Origin of the sequence: Paenibacillus germinis, from assembly GCF_013141785.1 — a bacterium.
Lineage (GTDB): Bacteria > Bacillota > Bacilli > Paenibacillales > NBRC-103111 > Paenibacillus_E > Paenibacillus_E phytorum.
In genome coordinates this window covers 39764-55764 of sequence record NZ_WHOC01000062.1, presented here as the reverse complement: position 1 = coordinate 55764, position 16001 = coordinate 39764, and the positions used below count along the sequence as shown (strand labels likewise).

Here is a 16001-nt window from a genome sequence, read left to right as displayed (position 1 = left end):
TTGGATTCTAAGATGAGGATATCACATAAATAAGACAATAAATGTCTTATTTATGTGATAAAATGAATAAAAGATCTCGAGAGAGGGGGATGCGGTTGCAAAAGTCACAGCGACTAATCCAACTGATTATGATGGTTAACGCCAGAAAGTCCTTTACCGTTAAAGAGTTGGCTGATGAATTAGGGTTATCTACTCGAACGATTACGCGGGATTTACAGGAACTGAGTGAGCTCGGCGTTCCCATCTATTCCATCCAGGGGAGAGGGGGAGGCTATAAGCTGCTGCAGGAGAGATTGCTTCCCCCGATTAGCTTCTCCGAAGGCGAAGCGGTCGCTATGTTTTTCGCCTGCCAGTCTTTGAACTACTTTAGTTCTTTACCTTTTGGCGATGGGGCGGGCTCTGCGCTGCATAAGTTTTATCATTACTCCCCTGCGGACGTAAGGGAGCAGATAGATCGTTTAAAGAATAGGGTTGCGATCTACAGCCCGTATCGGCTAATGTCTCCGGAAATTCTTCAAACCCTTCTGCAGGCGATTATGATTCGCAGTGTGGTGACTATAGATTACAATTCTAGAAGCGGCGTGTTGAAACGGAACATCCAGCCCATCGGTCTGTATGCGAGTTCTGGTTATTGGTATTGTCCTGCCTATTGTTTTTTGCGTGAAGAAATTAGGCAGTTCAGGGCGGATCGGTTCCTCTCCGCTTCTCTGAACGAATCGATCCCTTGCCGAGGAGACATCGAACAAAAAACCTTGCTGGATAAGCCTGAAAAAGACCATCTCGAACAGAAAGTGCTCCTACTGGAATTGACTAAAAAAGGCGTGTGGTTGCTCGAGTCCAATACTCGGTTTACTTCTACTATACAACGCAATGAAGACGGTAGCGGGACTGCAGCTGTTCCAATTGCGGCTGAGGACGTACATTTCTATGTGGAACTTGTCTGGCAACTGGGGGAAGAAGCCAAAATACAGGGACCAATTGAAGCTATTGCGTACATTGAGCAAAAAATTGAATCCATGCGACGACTATATAGCTGATTGAATGATTAGCCTTTCGCAACATAAGTCAATCCATAAGACAACCAGATGAAATGGTATACATTCACGGCTCCGTAGATCAAGACGGTGAGGGTCAAACAGGGCTGGACCCAGACCCTTTTTCGAATATGGGGGTAGATAGCCATTAGGATCAAAGGAAGTATTAGTTTAACCAAATAATATCCACTAACATGCCACTCGTAAATACTTCGGATAAGTGGATTTAATTCCTCGATGAATGCCAGATGCAGGCCAATATCTGTGAATAAAGCGTCAGTACAACAAAAGATAAGTAACCAAATAAGTGTTTTACTGATAAAAAATTGACGAACGACATCCATAGGCGTCCTCACTTTCAAATGCAAGAATGAAGTGGAATTGATATGGTTATATACGGATGATACATAATGTAACTTTTGAAAAATAGGTCATTTGCAAATAAAAGTATAAAGACTAGGAGGATCTATTTTGACATTACATAGCGTAGGTGAAATTAGTGAAATAATGCGATTTCCTGTAAAGTCATTTGCTGGAGAGGCTTTACAGGCTAGCCATATTGTGAAAAGTGGTTTAGACGGCGATCGCTGTTTTGCCTTTATTGATGAAACAAAAGAAGGATGGGATAGTTTCATCACGGCTAGAGAGATCCCTAACATGCTTGCTTATAAGGCGAAAATCATAGGGGAGGATCATGAAGGTGAGCTGCCTGAGTTAGTAGTAACATCGCCAGATGGACGAATCTTTAACTGGAGTGAAGAATTATTAGATGAAATCCAAAGGTATTCCAAAAGAAAGATGTCTATGAAGTGCTATAAACCGCAGAACGCTGATCTGATGGCTGTCGATTCGGGGAGTATCTTAATCATTACGGACACTACTTTACGCAAGCTTGAAGAGATATGGGGAAAGAGATTGGATAGAAGACGCTTTAGAGCAAACCTAGTTGTGGCATTAGATGAAAACTCCAGTAATGAAGGTAATTGGATAGGTAAACGAATACGGATAGGCAGTTCTGAATTACAAATTGATAGTTATTGTGAGCGTTGCTCAATGACTATTATCGATCCAGATACACTCGAACGCGATGTTTCTTTATTGAAGAAAATTAATGAGGAGATGAATTTAAATTTCGGTGTTTATGCTTCTGTCATAAAGACGGGACCCATTCATGTTGGTGAGAAGGTATATTTAGTAGATTAACCTCGTGAATTAAGCAGGTCCGGAAAATATAAATGAAACTCCTATATGTTTTCCGGACATAAAAAGTAGAAGGATTTCATACATCCAACTTCTCTAATTCTTGGGCTTGTGGTTGGCGAAAAACATAAGTCCGAATGAGATAACGATAATGGCTCCTGCCCAGCACCATGCTAGGGTTTGATCACCAGATTCAACAGCAATGTATATGGCGGTAGGCAACGTTTGAGTTTTGTGAGGGATGTTGCCTGCTATCATAAGTGTTGCACCGAATTCCCCCAGCCCTCGAGCAAAGCCAAGAATGTAAGCTGTCGTAACAGAGCGCCATGCCAAAGGTAAGGTTATATAGCGTAGAACTTGCCACTCGTTTGCTCCCGTTGATCTCCCTGCATCCTCTAGATCTTTGTTGACCGAGGAAAATCCGGTCTTCATCGTTTGATAAACTAATGGAAAAGCCACCACGATCGAAGCGATAACGGCAGCTCCCCATGTAAAGATGATCGACTGATTGAAGAAGATTTCCATGAGGTACCCAATCCAACTTTTTTTACCCAGAAGGACCAGCAAGATAAAGCCAACGACTGTCGGAGGCAGTACCAGAGGCAGAAGAAACGTCGTTTCTAACAATGTCTTTCCGCGAAAGTTCCGCCGCGACATTCCCCAAGCTGCTAATCCACCAATCAACAGAACGAAAAGGCTGGATACGACGGCAACCTTTAATGAAAGGATTATCGGATAAGCAAATTCTGTCCAATTAATCTGTTTCATCATCATTTTGGAATAGAGAATCCGTATTTTACAAACACATCTTGTGCTTCTTTACTTTGAAGATAGGTGTAAAAGTCAGCGGTCTCTTTGCTATGTTTTGTTGCTTTTACAATACCGGCAGGATATTCAATTGGCGTGTACGTTTTTGGATCAACACTAAAAGCTGCTTTCACATTTTTTGAAGTCAATGCATCGGTCTTATAAACAAAACCGGCTTCGGCATTCCCGGACTCTACGTAGGTAAGTACCTGGCGTACATCCTTGCCCTGTACGATTTTGGCTTGAAGTGTGTCCCAAAGCTTAGAGTTAGTTAGTGCCTCTTTGGCATAGCTGCCAGCAGGGACGGTCTGCGGTTCTCCGACTGCTAAGTGTTTGATCGTTTCGTTTGTTAAATCATCTATTTTTTGTACATTCACTTTACCATCAGCTGGAACAACGAGAACTAATTCATTAATTAGCAAGCTTTTTTGCTGTGTTGGCTCTATCAACTGCTTGTCGACTAGTGTTTTCATATTTTTAGTGGCTGCCGAAAAGAATAAATCTACAGGAGCTCCTTGTTCGATTTGTTGTTGCAGAGCCCCGGAAGCTCCGAAGTTAAAATTAAGTTTAATTTGTTTGTTCTTGTTCTCGTAATTCGTTTGAATCTCATTGAAGGCATCGGTTAAGCTTGCGGCTGCGGAAATCGTTAATTCGACTTTCTCAGTGGGTACTGGTGTCGAATTAGGTGTTGCTGTTGCTTCAGCGGTTTGAGTTGGTGTTGTACTTGCAACGGATTGTCCCTTTTGACTCGAGCATCCTGTGATAATCATTGCCGATATGACGAAATATGATAAAACATAACTAAACATTCTTAATTTTAACATTATGTACCCTCCAAGTTTAAGTTTATATCTATTTGATTATAAATAAAATAGTATAATTATTGATCATTATATAAAACCATATTTAATTAGTAAACAACGGGATTGAAATACCCTATTTATCAGCTTATGATAGATGATAATGTATCAGCAGTTTTGATGTATGTACTTTATGAAAAACATGCTTTTGGAGGTTTACAATGACAGCTGACATTTCCTATACAACAGAAGAAATATCTAAGCTTTTGAAAATTTCCAAACTAACCGTCTATGATCTAATTAAAAAAGGTGATCTGCCCTCCTATCGTGTCGGTAAGCAAATGCGCGTTGACGCATCGGATCTCGAAGCATATAAAACACGTACGAAAGGAGGTATGGCCTCTACTCCCAAAAAGGATCTGGCCGAACCTCCTGCACAGCAGCAATTCCATGCTGCCTCATCTTCAAAACAATCTCTTGTTATAACTGGACAAGATGTTAGCTTGGACATTTTGGCCAAACATATCGAGAAACATGTATCCAATTACAGACCGCTACGTTCTTACGTGGGGAGTCTGGATAGCTTAATCTCGATGTATAAGGGTGAATCTGATATTGTCAGTACCCATTTGCTGGATGGTGACACAGGTGAATATAACATTCCCTATATCCGAAAATTGCTGACGGGTTCTTCCTATCTTGTTATGAATCTCGTTTCACGATCGGCTGGCTTATACGTTAAACTAGGAAATCCTAAACAGATCTACGGATGGGCTGATCTCAAGAAGCCTGGACTTCAATTGGTCAATCGTGAAAAAGGTTCCGGAGCACGTGTTCTTCTCGATGAGCAGCTCCGTCTTCATGGAATTCCACATCAACAGCTAAGCGGTTATGAGCAGGAGGAATCGAATCACATGGGTGTGGCTGGTAAAGTAGCCACGGGTGAAGCGGATTTCGGAGTAGGGATTGAAAAAGCAGCCTATATGGTTGGCGGCGTTGAGTTCATTCCGCTTATTCAAGAACGATATGACCTTGTCATGTTAAAGAAGCCGGAAAACTTAGAATGGATTGAGAGAGTTAAGCAAGTATTACAATCCGAATCCTTCCACAATGAGCTGCGTCCTATCCAAGGTTATGACTTATCGCAGACAGGACGCATTTTATTCGAGACTTAGCGTATCGGAACTATTGCATTTTAAAACATGCTCATTCACTTGTGGCTTAGTGAATTGGCATGTTTTTGGTTATCGCTTTGGAGTAAGAGGAGGAGGAACTCCGTCAAGACAATGACCTCATTGTATGTAGCTCCAAAGGAACGCCAACCACAGCTACAAAAGTTATTCATACTTGGAAACGAATGCAAGAAAAATACAAACCAGCAAGCGCACCAACAAGACATTCGTGAGAGTCCGAATCAAGCGGGGATCGTTGCCCTCATTTGGTTTTCTAGTTAAAAGTTACTGAGGAAAAGCAGAAAGAGTATGAAAAAAGAAAATATGAAAAATAGAAAGATTAAGCACCCACGCGGTGCTTTTTCTTTATCAAAACTTGATTAGACAAGCCTTGTCCTATGTTAGAAAATGTAGTGAGGAGAATGAAACATGTATCGTAATAGCTGTTTGGGCGACTGAGTAAGATAGCAAGGGTCGAAATAACACCCGAATTTTCAAAGAAGAAATCATGCTTTATTTTGAATAAGAGGAAATAGATCATTTCTTCAAGGTAGTAGACTTGCGGCTCAATTAACCAAAGAATTTTCGGAATTGATACGATTTTATGGAAATACTTTTTAGCACTCCACGCGGAGTGCTTATTATTGCTCAACGAATGTGTGTTCTGTTTCTGCAAGTGGCAATGTGGGTTTTGAATGATGTATTGAAGGTGAGTTAGATGAATAGATTTTGAAGTAAAGAGATTAGGTGCTAATAAACTAATTCACTATTCAGGAGAGTGTAACTATGGAAACCGGTATGAACGTAAGAAAAGGATCGACTTTAACCAAAGGGATCAAATATGGAGCTGGTGGAGTTGCAATATTACTATTTATTTTGACTTCGTTTAGTACAGTGGAAAACGGTCATGTTGGATTCAGAAAAACATTAGGTAGTGTTAGCTCAACAGTACTGGAGCCAGGTCCTCATTGGAAGTGGCCGTTCATCTCAAGCATTGTTGAAGTTAATACTCAAGTAGCTAAATCGGAAGCAGATGCAGCGGCATCTTCCAAAGACTTGCAACCTGTTCATAGTCATGTAGCTGTTAACTTTACAATTCCTAAAGGGGTAGCTTACAAGTTACTCCATGATGTTGGTTTAGATTTCGACGCCAAGGTAATCAATCCTCACGTGCAAGAGATATTTAAAGAGGTTACAGCTAAGTACAGCGCAGAGGAGCTAATCTCAAAGCGTGAACGTGTAGCTTTAGAGACAAATGAATTATTGAAGAAAGCTTTAGAGGCTTACAACATCCAAGTAGGGGATATCTCTATTGTTAACTTTACATTCTCTGATGCATTTAATCAGTCTATTGAGCAGAAACAAATTGCTGCTCAAAATGCAATGAAAGCTCAGAACGATCTAGATAAAGCTAAGATCGACGCTCAACAAAATGTAGTAAAAGCAGAAGCAGACGCTACAGCAGCGAAAGCTAAAGCGGATGCTGATCTATATGTAGCTCAACAAAAAGCAAAGGGTAACCTAGAGCTTGCTAAGTCAATTACTGCTGACTTGGTTGATTATAAATTCCTTGAGGCTTGGAAGGGCGATGTGCCTGATGCTTGGGGAAACGGTTCTTTGATTAACATGTTACCGAGCAAAACTCCAGTACCAACAGAAACTAAGAAGTAATTAAGTGCTTTATAATAATTTGGAATTGTATCTGACTTGCGATAATCCACGAATAAGTGCTCATCACCATCAGGTGATGGTCGGCGGTGGTTTCATTTATAAGTTGACCGGAAGAGAGTAACTCAATAAATTGATCTTGTTCTACCTCTAGATCGAGTGCTTTTAAAATATTAATTATCCTGCCGTCCTGATGGATGTGATCCCAAGTTCTTTCTGGAACACTTCATGACGAAAGTAGTGTATGCTTGTCCATGCGCTTAAATTTTTGGCGCAAGTTAGAATTTGTAATTGAGCTGAAATTTAATGCAACGCTATTGTACAATAATATAAAAAGCTTACCTAATCGCAAGCGATTAGGTAAGCTCCTCAGATACAATTTAAAACACTTTCGTCGTCCAAGATTCACAGTTCCATGTTTCTGTTACGACATCGCGATAAAAGTCCGGTTCATGGGAAATCAGCAGGATGCTGCCTTTGTACGCCTGGAGAGCACGCTTCAGTTCATCCTTCGCATCGACATCCAAGTGATTCGTCGGCTCATCGAGCACGAGTAAGTTCGTTTCACGGTTGATCAGCTTGCAAAGCCTAACCTTAGCTTTCTCACCACCGCTGAGTACCACAACTTTACTCTCGATATGCTTGGTTGTGAGCCCGCATTTGGCTAACGCCGCGCGTACTTCGAATTGTGAGAACGAGGGGAACTCATTCCACACTTCCTCAATACAGGTGTTGTTATTGGAATCTTTGATCTCCTGTTGGAAGTAACCAATTTGGAGGTTATCTCCCTTTTGTACAGATCCGGATAGTGACTTGATTTCACCTAAAATACTGCGCAGCAATGTCGTCTTACCGATTCCGTTCGCCCCAACAAGCGCGATCTTCTGACCTCGTTCCATGCGAAGGTTGAGGGGTCTGGATAAGGGATCCTCGTAACCGATAACGAGATCTGTCGCTTCAAAAATCAGCTTACCAGCCGTTCTCCCCTCCTTGAAATTAAACTGCGGCTTCGGTTTTTCTCTACCCAGCTCGATAACTTCCATCTTGTCCAGCTTCTTTTGCCGGGACATCGCCATATTCCGCGTCGCGACACTCGCTTTGTTACGAGCAACGAAGTCCTTCAATTCAGAAATTTCCTGCTGTTGACGCTTATAAGCGGATTCAAGCTGCGACTTTCTCATTTCGTGAACCTGCTGGAAATGCTCATAATCGCCAACATAGCGATTTAAGGCTTGATTTTCCATGTGATAAATCAGGTTAATAACGCTGTTGAGGAATGGAATGTCATGTGAGATGAGAATGAAGGCATTCTCATACTCTTGCAGGTAGCGTTTCAACCATTCGATATGCTGTTCATCCAGATAGTTCGTCGGCTCATCGAGGAGCAGAATATCCGGCTTTTCGAGCAGAAGCTTCGCAAGCAATACCTTCGTCCGCTGCCCACCGCTTAAATCATTGACGTCCTTATCTAGTCCAATATCCGTAAGGCCTAGTCCACGGGCCGTTTCTTCGATCTTGGCATCGATCATGTAGAAATCTTGATTCGTCAGTGTATCCTGAATCGTTCCAACATCTTCAAGCATTTGCTCAAGCTCTTCTGGCGTTACGTCGCCCATCTTGGCGTACATATCGTTCATTTCCTGTTCCATATCGAACAGATATTGAAAGGCTCCCTTTAAGATATCGCGGATCGAAAGGCCTTTGTTAAGTACAGCATGTTGATCCAGATAACCAACGCGCATACGCTTGGACCACTCGACCTTGCCGTCATCCGGCTGGAGCTTACCTGTAATGATGTTCATGAAGGTGGACTTCCCTTCACCGTTAGCGCCGATGAGTCCGATGTGCTCGCCCTTGAGTAGGCGGAAGGATACATCGTTGAAGATGGCGCGGTCTCCAAAGCCGTGACTTAGTCGTTCTACGTTTAATATGCTCATGAATGACACCTTTTCTTTTGAACTTTAATCTTATTTTATTATAAACGATAGGTAACGAACAACACCAAAAAAGACCATCCCAATTTCGAGCAGCTAGACGTCGCAATATTTGTTGTTATGGCTACATATTCCTTCATAGGTTACCTAGAATTGGGGAAAATAACATTGCCCTGTCTCTTCATTAGGATGAGGCATCGACATACCTTCACTTTCAAATTGCTTACATATTCTACAACTTCAAGATCAGGGAGAGAGAAGACAATGACGACAATATCTAGCAAATGTGCATCTACGATCCAACAAGAGGTGATATTCCCCGTGAGTCCGAGTCGCATCTACGAGGCATTGACCGATGCAACACTGTTTAGTGAGGTGATGGGAGGCTCTCCGACAGAAACATCGACAGAATCCAGCGGCACCTTTTCCTGCTTCGGAGGGATGGTCGTAGGGAAGAATATAGAGCTAAGGCCAAATAAGCGAATTATTCAAGCATGGCGCATCAAGGATTGGGAAGAGGGCGTATATTCCCTAGTGAAGTTCGAGCTGGAGGAACAAGGGGAGGGAACTCGCTTAACCTTGAGCCATACAGGATTTCCTGAGGACCAAAGTGAACATTTGTCTAAGGGTTGGCATATCAACTACTGGGAACCGCTAAAACAATTCTTCGCCTAACACAAAAAAAGCGTTATTCGTTCGCTTGAACGATAACGTTTTTTTTATGTCCACATAAGAAAATATAAGTTTTCGGTTCCCGAAAACCGCTTTCTTATTTGGTCGCTCAACCTTGAATTGCCTCGATAGAGGTTTTCTCACTTTGGGCTGCTATCCCTAATGACATAGCCTTGTCCTAGTTCAATCTCTGTGAAACCCGCCATGTGGCGTGCTTGAAATCCGATTGGTTTGTTTCTGCCCATGATAATGATATTTAGGATGTCGGCGGCACCCTCAGATGGCAGGGCAAACGATTTGATATAAGCATATTCCTCGCTAAGCGTCGTATGAATGGCGTTCAGGAGCTGATCATTCTCGCCTTTGCCCATCAGATTCATGATGATAGATCCTTGCGAATCGAGTTTTTCCCTCGTTATCCTGAAAAATTCCCTAGATGTTAAATGCAGAGGAGTCCCCTTCTCCGTGAAGGCATCTAAAATAATATAATCGTAAGTCAGCGGGTCTTCACACTCGAGAATCTGGCGTCCATCACCAACAATCACATTATCCTTGCTGTATCCAAAAAACCGCTTGCTTAACTCCACGACCTTATCATCGAGCTCCGCTACTTTAAATCGTTTCTCCGAATAATGCCCTGCAATCGTTCCAATTCCGTGCCCAATGATAAACACATCCTCGAATGATGGGGTGTTGTAATCCATTAAATGGATAATCGCCCTTGGATATTCGAATAGGATTCGTGCGGGATTATTCAAATCCATCGCACCTTGTATAGCCTTATTGGAAAACTCCAATACTCGGAAGTTTCCTTTTTCACCATACAATTCTGGCGTGTCATATACAGATATCTCGTGATTATTGCTGACTTCTTTAAACAGTAAATCCAAGTTATGCAGCTCCTTCTTATAAAAGAAAATGTATGAATTAATTAAGCAATATGGTAATTTGATCAAACAAGGAGGATGCCATGAAAACAGCGAGAATGTTCTCCATACTGATCTATTTATTGAAGAAAAAATTAGTTTCTGCTGACGAATTAGCCATCGAATTTGAAGTAAGTAAAAGAACGATCTATAGAGATATGGATGCTTTATCAGCAATCGGAATCCCTATTATTTCTTATCTAGGCAAGAATGGTGGTTTTACTTTAATTGATAACTATCAACTAGATAAATTTACATTTAACGAAGAAGAAAAGAAATTTTTATTAGAAGGTTTAACATTAAAAAGTGAGTTATATGATAACAATCAATTATCAGTTTTACAAAGAAAAATAGAGCTTTTGAAAGAAAATAAGGAAGAATTTCATTCTAATATTACAATAACATCATCTACATTACACCGAAAAACGATTGAAGAAGAAACCAAAGTAAAGATAAAGAAAATGCTCTCTATCATTGATGAGGGGCATAAAATGTGTATTCATTATGTGTCACAAACGGCGAATTTATCGAGTAGAATCATTCAACCTTTGAAATTAAATTTTATGAACGGGAGCTGGTATTTGGAAGCCTTCTGTGAATCCAAAAAAGCTTTAAGATTATTTAAATTGACTAGGATAAGAAATATGGAAGTCATATATGACAATACTAGAACTGCTTATACGGAGGCAAATGAGGACTTGACCGCTAAGTCAGTTAAAATAGAGAAGATTATATTACTGTTTTCAAAAAGTGAACTTGGTAAGTTATACGATTTTTTTACGGATGATGAAATATCGGTACTTGAAGATGGGAGCTTAAAGGTAGCCTTTCATTATGACACTACTAAAAATATACTGCCATTCCTCCTCATGTTTGGCAGACATGTAAAGATATTATCTCCAATATGGCTTGAAAATGAATATAGGAACGAAATTAAATTTATTTACGAAAGCTGACAGACAGTTGTCATACTATGAATGTTATATTTTCTATATTAAAACTAGTAGGAGGAAATATACATGCATGCAGCAGTTACTGAAAAGCTTATTTATGGCAAAAGAATAAGAACAAATAATCAAAATACAGACAAAATACTTAGTCTGTGGGAAGAGTTTCTTCGTTTAAATATAAAAGGTGATATATACGCTGTTTATCATAATTATTCAAGTGATTTTACAGGTGATTATGATTTGCATATTGGTTCTGAAGAGAAATTTATTGACGAAAGTAGTGTCATGATTCTAGCAGGAAACTACCATGTAGTAGAGGTAGATAATACCGATCCACAGGGAGTCTTTCATGCTTGGGTGGATATCTGGAAAAGTGATATTAGAAGAGCATATAAAACCGATTTTGAATACTATTCTAAAGATGGCAGTATAAAGATATTTCTATCCATTTAATCATGAATAGTAAAGAGATCCACAACCCATTGTTGTGGATCTCTTTCTATCTTTTTGACAACAAATTATCGATTACGTTGTAACAACAAAAATCCGCTAACACTTGACGTTTTTCTCTGGAACACGATTTTAAAACCAATGTCATGGTCTAGTAAGCAATTTAAAGCATTGATAAGCAATCCATTGGGTACTAACGTAAACCTACAAGGTTGAGCACTGCCAATAACACGAGCAGCAATAATTCTGCGTGCTGAACCAGGGACTAGAGGGTTTCTTGTCCAACTAATCAATACTAGATCAGGCTGTAAAACAGCTTTTGCACGAGCCATTCCGATCACCTCGCTTCTATATTAGATTCTCTATATAAAATGCAAAGTAGATTCATAATGTGCTAAACAAAAGGCGGAGTAATGAACACTGGCATGCATGCAAAAAAAGACCTCTCAGCTGCCGATTACGGCGTGTGAGGTCTGGGTTGAGTGCTGAGAAGGCTTTTTCCGACTTCTCAGTAGGTTTTCGCTGGCGGGTGGTTCGCCAGAGCGCCAAAAAAGACCTCTCAGCTGCCGATTACGGCGTGTGAGGTCTGGGTTGAGGGCTGAGAAGGCCGTTTCCGACTTCTCAGTAGGCTTTCGCAGGCGCGTGGTTACTTCCATATGAAAGATGCCGCTGGAGTCGTTTATCCTTGCGTCACGCGTCGACCATACTCGGCTTTGCGATAGTCCTTCGGCACGATGCCTTTGCTTTCTCGAAAAATGCGAGAAAATGTCTTGTACGAACCGTACCCGACCTCCAAGGCAATCTCCGTCACGCTCATGTCGGTGGATACAAGCAGGCTGCACGCATGGCGCAGTCGTAGATCGTGGAGGAAATGAACGAACGTTTGACCGGTCGTTTGTTTAATGACCTCGCTAATGCGGGATACACTCATCGTGAACCGTGACGCGAGCTCAGACAAGGCCAAATCCTCTTGATAGTTACGGTGGATGTAGTGAATGATAGGCCACACGGAAGGACTCGTTTTCGCTCCTGAAAGCGGCGAGATGTCCGTAGTTTCAGCCTGTCCAGCTTGTTTCCATCGATAACGATCGAACCGAACAAGAATTTCTTTCAGTCTCGCTTTAAGCAGCGTCTGCCTGTAGCGTTCGTTTGCGTTATACTCTTTGTACATATCTTCAATGAGAGCACTCATTTGCTGTTGATCTTGCCCATTCAACTGGATGTAGCCCGGCAGGGTATTCGTATCATTAAACAGGCCGGACAAGCCTTGATCGTTCCCTGGCTCCATTAGCAGGTCCATACTGAAAGAGCAGTTGAACAGGACAAGATGCTCCCCTGGATCTGTGAAAATTTCATGCACCTGATAGGGCAGTACGAACGTAAAAGTGCCTGGTGTCATCGGATGTTTCACATCATTTATGGTTTCTGCTCCCCGGCCATTGACGACATAAGAGAACTCTAGGTAATCATGGCGATGTGCCCGAAAGCCATGGTCGAGCGTATTCCTGCTGAGGTGGAAAGGGAAAGATGATTCCATATTGGGATACGTTTTTAGGTAATCGGGAAAGTACGTCATAGTGAGGCTGATCTCCTTCGAAAAAATGGGACGTTTTCCGAAATAACGGTACGACTTCTTGCTGCACTTATTTTACCATAAAAGGAGATCGAACAGGATGTGCATATGAGGAGGAACGAACAGTGGGAAGCGTTAACAAAATTAGAGTAGGTATTATTGGAGCGGGGAATATTGGCGGGGTTCACATTCGTGAATTTTCGAAGCTAGGCAATTTATGTGAAATTACGGCGATTACGGATACCTATCTGCCACTCGCGGAAGCACGCGCGCAGGAACACGGTATTGCTTACGTGCCAGCAACCCCTGAAGAACTTATACTAAGTGCGAATGTAGACGCTGTTATTATCGGCGTACCCAATATGCACCATGCTTCGCTTGCTGTACAAGCGATTGAAGCAGGCAAGCATGTGCTGATTGAGAAGCCAATGGGTATCAATGCGGAAGCGGCTAAACAAATTTACAAGGCTAGTCAAGCATCAGATAAAGTCGTCATGATCGGTCACCAAATGCGCTGGGAATCCGTACCGCTTCAGATCAAGGAGCAGGTCGATGCCGGTGAGCTCGGTAAAATTTATACAGCAAAAACAGGTTGGTTCCGCCGCAAGGGTATTCCCGGTTGGGGCACCTGGTTTACCAAAATGGAGGAGTCAGGCGGGGGCCCGCTGATTGATATTGGCGTTCATATGCTGGATCTTGCCCTCTACTTGATGGGGAATCCGAAGCCAGTATCGGTATCAGGCGCTACGTATGCCGAATTCGGGCCTCGCCGTAAAGGAATCGGAACATGGGGTACACCGAACTGGAACGGTACGTACGACGTTGAAGATTTGGCTACTGCTTTGATTCGCATGGAAGATGGCAGCACGCTGACGCTGGAAGTAAGCTGGGCCGTGCATATGGATACGGACAATACACCGTTCGTTCACCTGATGGGAACAGAAGGCGGAGCGAGCTATCGCGGAGCTAACGGTAAGCTGTTAACGGAGAAGTTTAACAAAGCGATCGAAACTGATTTGAAGAAACCGGATGACGATGAGGGTGAACGTCTGCGCCTCAGCCTTCATTTCCTAGATTGCATTCGCGAAGGCAAACAGCCGATTACATCGGCACTCTCCGGCTATACGAATAATTTAATTCTCGATGCCATTTACGAATCTTCACGAACTGGGAATGAAGTGAAGCTGAACTGGAACGAATAACATCACACTTGGAGGGATGAACATGCTTAGAGGATTAACAGGGGCTGGACTTGGCAAGCTTGAAAGCAACGAGCAATTCATAGAGTTAGCTGCAAAATATGGCTTCGAGGCCGTCGATATCGATGCGCTTGGTCTAGTAGAGAGTTACAGTGTAGCTGGGGCACGCGAGCTGCTTCATAAACATGGCCTTGTCATTGGTTCCATCGGTTTGCCGGTTGAATGGCGAGGGTCGGAAGAGACTTTCCGTGCAGACTTGCCGAAGCTGACACAAGCAGCAGCCGCTGCTGCTGCACTTGGATGTACGAGCTGCTGCACGTACGTGTTACCTTCAACAGATTTGGGCGCTGCGCATTTCATGGCGGTAGCTACACGCAGATTGCGTACTTGTGCTCAAATCCTAGGCGCCTACGGCATCCGTCTTGGACTAGAGTTTGTGGGTCCGCATCATCTGCGTACCCACTGGAAGCATCCGTTCATCTGGACACTGGATGAAACGTTGGATTGGATCGACGCCATTGGTGAGAGCAATGTAGGCTTATTGTTCGACGCGTACCACTGGTACACGAATGGGCTAACGGTGGCAGATATTGAGAAGCTTCGCGCCGAGCAGATCGTGCATGTCCACATCAACGACGCGCCAGACGTTCCCGTGGAAGAAGTGCTGGATAATGCACGTTTATACCCAGGTGAGGGTGTAATCGACTTGGCAGGCTTCCTGCAAGGGCTGCAGCGTATTGGTTATAAGGGGGCTATCTCTCAGGAAATATTGACGGCAACGCCGCCGACAGAATCCCCCGAGAGCTTAGTTCAACGTTCCAAAGCCGGCTTTGATAAAGTGTATGCGGCAGCTGGGATTTGATTTTGTAACATAGAAGGTAAAGGTTAAATAAGATGGGCTCGCCTTGAGTGAGGATGGCATAGACGTGATGAAAAAGCTTGCTAGCGCAAGTGTTCACGGCCACCTTCTAGGCGTGTCCTTTTTCGTTTTATACCTATAAAAAGCCATTCGACAAAGGTTCCTAAAATCCACCCCTATGGAATGACAACCTTTTCAGCCATTTTCTTATAGTATTTTCTTGTCCATAGACACAACACATCACGAATTTAAAGGAGATTCAAAGGGGAAATGGAACAAGAAGACTATATCGCAGAGGCAACCTTCCATGCTAACATTTCATACCTCATTCAAGCCCAAACGAAAAAGCAGGCCTTAGAACAGGTTGCATACGAATTAGACCAAACCAACATCCAGCTTAATGAAATTACGTTAGAAAATGAATTAGGGGACTCCCACGTTTTTACGGTTCAAGAAGTTGAACAAATGGATTGGTATGATGTAGATCATACAGAGTGCTGTAACCAATTTAGGGTGTTTGGTCGTATGCAGCTGCTTATTATTCTGCGGAAACAGAGTGACACTATGAAAGATGTGGAACAATCAACCTACCATTTGTCTCAGTCACTTGTATACGGTAAACCAGTTTTGGCGATATCAGAAGGCTATAAGCACATATTTTTAACTGTTTCACAACATAAAATGGCGTGGAAAACCAAGCTTCAGGAAACAGAAGCGGAAACAACAGAAACAGTGCTTTTGAGTAAACTTGCCTAAC

General features: G+C 42.5%; 16 protein-coding genes. 10 read left to right on the top strand and 6 right to left on the bottom strand.

Features of this window, described 5'->3' with window-relative positions:
* The first annotated feature begins 95 nt into the window (after positions 1–95).
* Positions 96–1037, top strand: a complete 942-nt coding sequence (locus GC102_RS11965; RefSeq protein ID WP_171689736.1) for a helix-turn-helix transcriptional regulator — start codon at positions 96–98, stop codon at positions 1035–1037.
* A gap of 8 nt (positions 1038–1045) precedes the next feature.
* On the opposite strand, the gene GC102_RS40575 is transcribed toward GC102_RS11965, so the two are convergent.
* Entirely contained in the window at positions 1046–1378 is a 333-nt protein-coding gene (locus GC102_RS40575) for a DUF5658 family protein (protein WP_376769364.1), read from the bottom strand.
* A 127-nt stretch (positions 1379–1505) separates the two neighbouring features.
* Between GC102_RS40575 and GC102_RS11960 the strand changes: the two genes are divergently transcribed.
* Positions 1506–2237 (top strand): MOSC domain-containing protein, encoded by a 732-nt coding sequence (locus GC102_RS11960; protein ID WP_246320874.1) that lies wholly within the window; start codon positions 1506–1508, stop codon positions 2235–2237.
* Positions 2238–2330: 93 nt separating this feature from the next.
* Here GC102_RS11960 and modB read toward each other — a convergent pair whose 3' ends face one another.
* Together modB and modA are read right to left on the bottom strand one after the other, a co-directional pair.
* Entirely contained in the window at positions 2331–3002 is a 672-nt protein-coding gene (gene modB, locus GC102_RS11955) for a molybdate ABC transporter permease subunit (RefSeq protein WP_171689753.1), read from the bottom strand.
* Between the two features lie 2 nt (positions 3003–3004).
* Positions 3005–3865, bottom strand: a complete 861-nt coding sequence (gene modA, locus GC102_RS11950) for a molybdate ABC transporter substrate-binding protein (RefSeq protein WP_246320873.1) — start codon at positions 3863–3865, stop codon at positions 3005–3007.
* Between the two features lie 197 nt (positions 3866–4062).
* On the opposite strand from modA, the gene GC102_RS11945 reads away from it, so the two are divergent.
* Positions 4063–5016, top strand: coding sequence for a substrate-binding domain-containing protein (locus GC102_RS11945; RefSeq protein ID WP_171689735.1), 954 nt, complete (start codon positions 4063–4065; stop codon positions 5014–5016).
* Positions 5017–5799: 783 nt separating this feature from the next.
* Positions 5800–6684: a prohibitin family protein gene (locus tag GC102_RS11940; protein WP_171689734.1), complete on the top strand. Its 885-nt coding sequence runs from the start codon at positions 5800–5802 to the stop codon at positions 6682–6684.
* 377 nt (positions 6685–7061) lie between these two features.
* Here the strand turns inward: GC102_RS11940 and GC102_RS11935 are convergent, their stop codons facing one another.
* Positions 7062–8618: an ABC-F family ATP-binding cassette domain-containing protein gene (locus GC102_RS11935; protein ID WP_029195725.1), complete on the bottom strand. Its 1557-nt coding sequence runs from the start codon at positions 8616–8618 to the stop codon at positions 7062–7064.
* 261 nt (positions 8619–8879) lie between these two features.
* On the opposite strand from GC102_RS11935, the gene GC102_RS11930 reads away from it, so the two are divergent.
* Positions 8880–9290: an SRPBCC family protein gene (locus tag GC102_RS11930; protein ID WP_171689733.1), complete on the top strand. Its 411-nt coding sequence runs from the start codon at positions 8880–8882 to the stop codon at positions 9288–9290.
* A gap of 137 nt (positions 9291–9427) precedes the next feature.
* Here the strand turns inward: GC102_RS11930 and GC102_RS11925 are convergent, their stop codons facing one another.
* Positions 9428–10177 (bottom strand): spermidine synthase, encoded by a 750-nt coding sequence (locus GC102_RS11925; RefSeq protein WP_171689732.1) that lies wholly within the window; start codon positions 10175–10177, stop codon positions 9428–9430.
* A gap of 80 nt (positions 10178–10257) precedes the next feature.
* Between GC102_RS11925 and GC102_RS11920 the strand changes: the two genes are divergently transcribed.
* Together GC102_RS11920 and GC102_RS11915 are read left to right on the top strand one after the other, a co-directional pair.
* Positions 10258–11169 (top strand): helix-turn-helix transcriptional regulator, encoded by a 912-nt coding sequence (locus GC102_RS11920; RefSeq protein WP_171689731.1) that lies wholly within the window; start codon positions 10258–10260, stop codon positions 11167–11169.
* Between the two features lie 63 nt (positions 11170–11232).
* Positions 11233–11616, top strand: a complete 384-nt coding sequence (locus GC102_RS11915; protein ID WP_171689730.1) for a GyrI-like domain-containing protein — start codon at positions 11233–11235, stop codon at positions 11614–11616.
* A 676-nt stretch (positions 11617–12292) separates the two neighbouring features.
* On the opposite strand, the gene GC102_RS11910 is transcribed toward GC102_RS11915, so the two are convergent.
* Positions 12293–13189 carry an AraC family transcriptional regulator gene (locus GC102_RS11910; protein ID WP_171689729.1) on the bottom strand — a complete coding sequence of 299 codons (897 nt, stop codon included), beginning with the start codon at positions 13187–13189 and terminating at the stop codon, positions 12293–12295.
* A 122-nt stretch (positions 13190–13311) separates the two neighbouring features.
* Between GC102_RS11910 and GC102_RS11905 the strand changes: the two genes are divergently transcribed.
* From GC102_RS11905 to GC102_RS11895, 3 genes are all read left to right on the top strand, one after another.
* Positions 13312–14388 (top strand): Gfo/Idh/MocA family protein, encoded by a 1077-nt coding sequence (locus GC102_RS11905; protein ID WP_171689728.1) that lies wholly within the window; start codon positions 13312–13314, stop codon positions 14386–14388.
* A 22-nt stretch (positions 14389–14410) separates the two neighbouring features.
* Positions 14411–15247 carry a sugar phosphate isomerase/epimerase family protein gene (locus GC102_RS11900; RefSeq protein ID WP_171689727.1) on the top strand — a complete coding sequence of 279 codons (837 nt, stop codon included), beginning with the start codon at positions 14411–14413 and terminating at the stop codon, positions 15245–15247.
* A gap of 267 nt (positions 15248–15514) precedes the next feature.
* Positions 15515–16000 carry a hypothetical protein gene (locus tag GC102_RS11895; protein WP_171689726.1) on the top strand — a complete coding sequence of 162 codons (486 nt, stop codon included), beginning with the start codon at positions 15515–15517 and terminating at the stop codon, positions 15998–16000.
* Position 16001 lies beyond the last annotated feature (1 nt).

Coding starts and splice junctions, on each gene's coding strand:
- GC102_RS40575 (WP_376769364.1), bottom strand. CDS start 1,378: ATGGATGTCGTTCGTCAATTTTTTATCAGTAAAACACTTATTTGGTTA.
- modB (WP_171689753.1), bottom strand. CDS start 3,002: ATGAAACAGATTAATTGGACAGAATTTGCTTATCCGATAATCCTTTCA.
- modA (WP_246320873.1), bottom strand. CDS start 3,865: ATGTTAAAATTAAGAATGTTTAGTTATGTTTTATCATATTTCGTCATA.
- GC102_RS11945 (WP_171689735.1), top strand. CDS start 4,063: ATGACAGCTGACATTTCCTATACAACAGAAGAAATATCTAAGCTTTTG.
- GC102_RS11940 (WP_171689734.1), top strand. CDS start 5,800: ATGGAAACCGGTATGAACGTAAGAAAAGGATCGACTTTAACCAAAGGG.
- GC102_RS11935 (WP_029195725.1), bottom strand. CDS start 8,618: ATGAGCATATTAAACGTAGAACGACTAAGTCACGGCTTTGGAGACCGC.
- GC102_RS11930 (WP_171689733.1), top strand. CDS start 8,880: ATGACGACAATATCTAGCAAATGTGCATCTACGATCCAACAAGAGGTG.
- GC102_RS11920 (WP_171689731.1), top strand. CDS start 10,258: ATGAAAACAGCGAGAATGTTCTCCATACTGATCTATTTATTGAAGAAA.
- GC102_RS11915 (WP_171689730.1), top strand. CDS start 11,233: ATGCATGCAGCAGTTACTGAAAAGCTTATTTATGGCAAAAGAATAAGA.
- GC102_RS11910 (WP_171689729.1), bottom strand. CDS start 13,189: ATGACGTACTTTCCCGATTACCTAAAAACGTATCCCAATATGGAATCA.
- GC102_RS11900 (WP_171689727.1), top strand. CDS start 14,411: ATGCTTAGAGGATTAACAGGGGCTGGACTTGGCAAGCTTGAAAGCAAC.
- GC102_RS11895 (WP_171689726.1), top strand. CDS start 15,515: ATGGAACAAGAAGACTATATCGCAGAGGCAACCTTCCATGCTAACATT.